Below are 2,417 nucleotides of genomic sequence, written 5' to 3' on the forward strand. Positions count from 1 at the left end.
CCCGTCCGGGCAACAACCCCTTCGCGACCTCCCAGGGCATGCCCCGGTCCGGTCGCGGCGGCGACGGCGACCGCTCCGGCGGTCCCCGCCCGGGTAACAACCCGTTCGCTACCTCGCAGGGCATGCCCCGGCCGGGTGGACGCCGCGATGACGACCGCGGAGCCCGTCCCGCAGCCGGTGCAGGCGGCCCCCGCCCCGCAGCCGGTTCGGGTGGCCCCCGTCCGGGAGCGCCCCGACCAGGCGCTCCGCGCCCCGGCGGCGCCGGCGGTGCCGGTGGTGCACGTCCTACTCCGGGCATGATGCCCAACCGCACTGAACGTCCCGCTGCGCCGGGCCGTGGCGGAGCTGCCGGCGGCGGCCCCCGCCGGGGTCCCGGTGGAGCGCCCGGTGCAGGCGGAGGAGCCCCGGTCGGCGGCGGTTTCGGCAAGGGCGGTCGCGGTCGCGGCGGCACAGCCGGCGCCTTCGGCAAGGGTGGAGCAGGCCGCGGAAAGCAGCGCAAGTCGAAGCGTGCAAAGCGGCAGGAACTCGAGCAGATGTCGGCTCCGTCGCTGGGCGGCGTCAGCGTCCCCCGCGGCGACGGCAACACCGTTGTCCGGTTGCGCCGTGGTTCTTCGATCACGGACTTTGCCGACAAGATCGAGGCGAACCCCGCCGCACTGGTGACCGTGCTGTTCCACCTCGGTGAGATGGCAACGGCCACCCAGTCGCTGGACGAGGACACCTTCGAGGTGCTGGGTACCGAGCTGGGCTACAAGATCCAGGTCGTCTCGCCGGAGGACGAGGAGCGCGAGCTCCTCAGCAGCTTCGACATCGACTTCGATGCCGAACTGGAAGCCGAAGGCGACGAGGAACTCGAAGCCCGCCCGCCGGTAGTCACGGTCATGGGTCACGTTGACCACGGTAAGACGCGACTGCTTGACGCGGTCCGCAATACCAAGGTTGTCGAGGGCGAGCATGGCGGTATCACCCAGCACATCGGTGCGTACCAGATCCAGCACGTCCACGAGGACACTCAGCGTGCCATCACCTTCATTGACACCCCCGGTCACGAGGCGTTCACCGCCATGCGTGCCCGTGGTGCGAAGGTCACGGATATCGCGGTACTCGTTGTCGCTGCGGATGACGGCGTCATGCCGCAGACCGTTGAGGCGTTGAACCACGCACAGGCGGCCAACGTGCCGATTGTCGTGGCCGTCAACAAGATGGACAAGGAAGGCGCCAACCCGGACAAGGTCAAGGGTCAGCTCACCGAATACGGACTCGTGCCTGAGGAATACGGCGGCGACACCATGTTTGTCCATGTCTCCGCGCTCCAGGGCATGGGCATCGACGACCTCCTCGAGGCCGTCCTGCTCACCGCCGACGCGGCGCTGGACATGCGGGCCAACCCCAACAAGGACGCCCGCGGTATTGCCATCGAAGCGAACCTCGACAAGGGCCGCGGTGCGGTTGCGACCGTGCTGGTCCAGTCGGGAACGCTGAACGTGGGCGACACCATCGTGGCCGGTACGGCTCACGGCCGCGTCCGCGCCATGTTCGACGAGAACGGCGACGTGGTCACCCAGGCCGAGCCGTCACGTCCGGTCCAGGTGCTCGGGTTGTCCAACGTGCCCCGCGCCGGCGACACGTTCTTTGTCACCGACGATGAGCGCACCGCACGCCAGATTGCCGAGAAGCGCGAAGCCGCCGACCGCAACGCGGCCCTCGCCAAGCGCCGCAAGCGCGTCAGCCTGGAAGACTTCGACCAGGCCGTCGCCGAGGGCAAGGTCGACACCCTCAACCTCATCCTCAAGGGTGACGTGTCGGGTGCCGTCGAGGCACTGGAAGACTCGCTGCTCAAGATCGATGTCGGGGAGGGCGTGCAGCTGCGCGTTATCCACCGCGGCGTCGGTGCCATCACGCAGAATGACGTCAACCTGGCCACGGTCGACAGCGCCATCATCATCGGCTTCAACGTCAAGCCGGCGGAGCGCGTGGCGGACCTCGCCGAGCGTGAAGGCGTGGACATGCGCTTCTACTCGGTCATCTACGCCGCGATTGATGACATTGAGCTGGCACTCAAGGGCATGCTCAAGCCGGAGTACGAGGAGGTGCAGCTCGGTACCGCAGAGGTCCGCGAGGTGTTCCGTTCCTCCAAGTTCGGCAACATCGCCGGTTCGATCGTCCGCTCGGGCATCATCCGACGCAACACGAAGGCCCGCGTCCTGCGCGACGGCAAGGTCATCGGAGAGAACCTCTCCGTGGACTCGCTCAAGCGCTTCAAGGACGACGCCACCGAAGTCCGTACCGACTTCGAGTGCGGTATCGGCCTCGGTTCGTTCAATGACGTCAAGGAAGGCGACATCATCGAGACCTTCGAGATGCGGGAAAAGCCCCGCGTCTAGGGTCGAACCGGGCTGGGCCGCTGCCGGAAGGCG

At 67.7% G+C, this 2,417-nt stretch carries 1 protein-coding gene; it reads left to right on the forward strand.

Annotation, left to right across the window (positions count from 1 at the left end; all coding sequences use genetic code 11):
* Positions 1-2,384: translation initiation factor IF-2 (infB, locus tag X803_RS19875; protein ID WP_035778950.1), on the forward strand; the 2,384-nt coding region annotated here is incomplete at its 5' end.
* Positions 2,385-2,417: the final 33 nt, after the last annotated feature.

Source organism: Arthrobacter sp. 35/47 (assembly GCF_000520475.1).
Lineage (GTDB): Bacteria > Actinomycetota > Actinomycetes > Actinomycetales > Micrococcaceae > Arthrobacter_D > Arthrobacter_D subterraneus.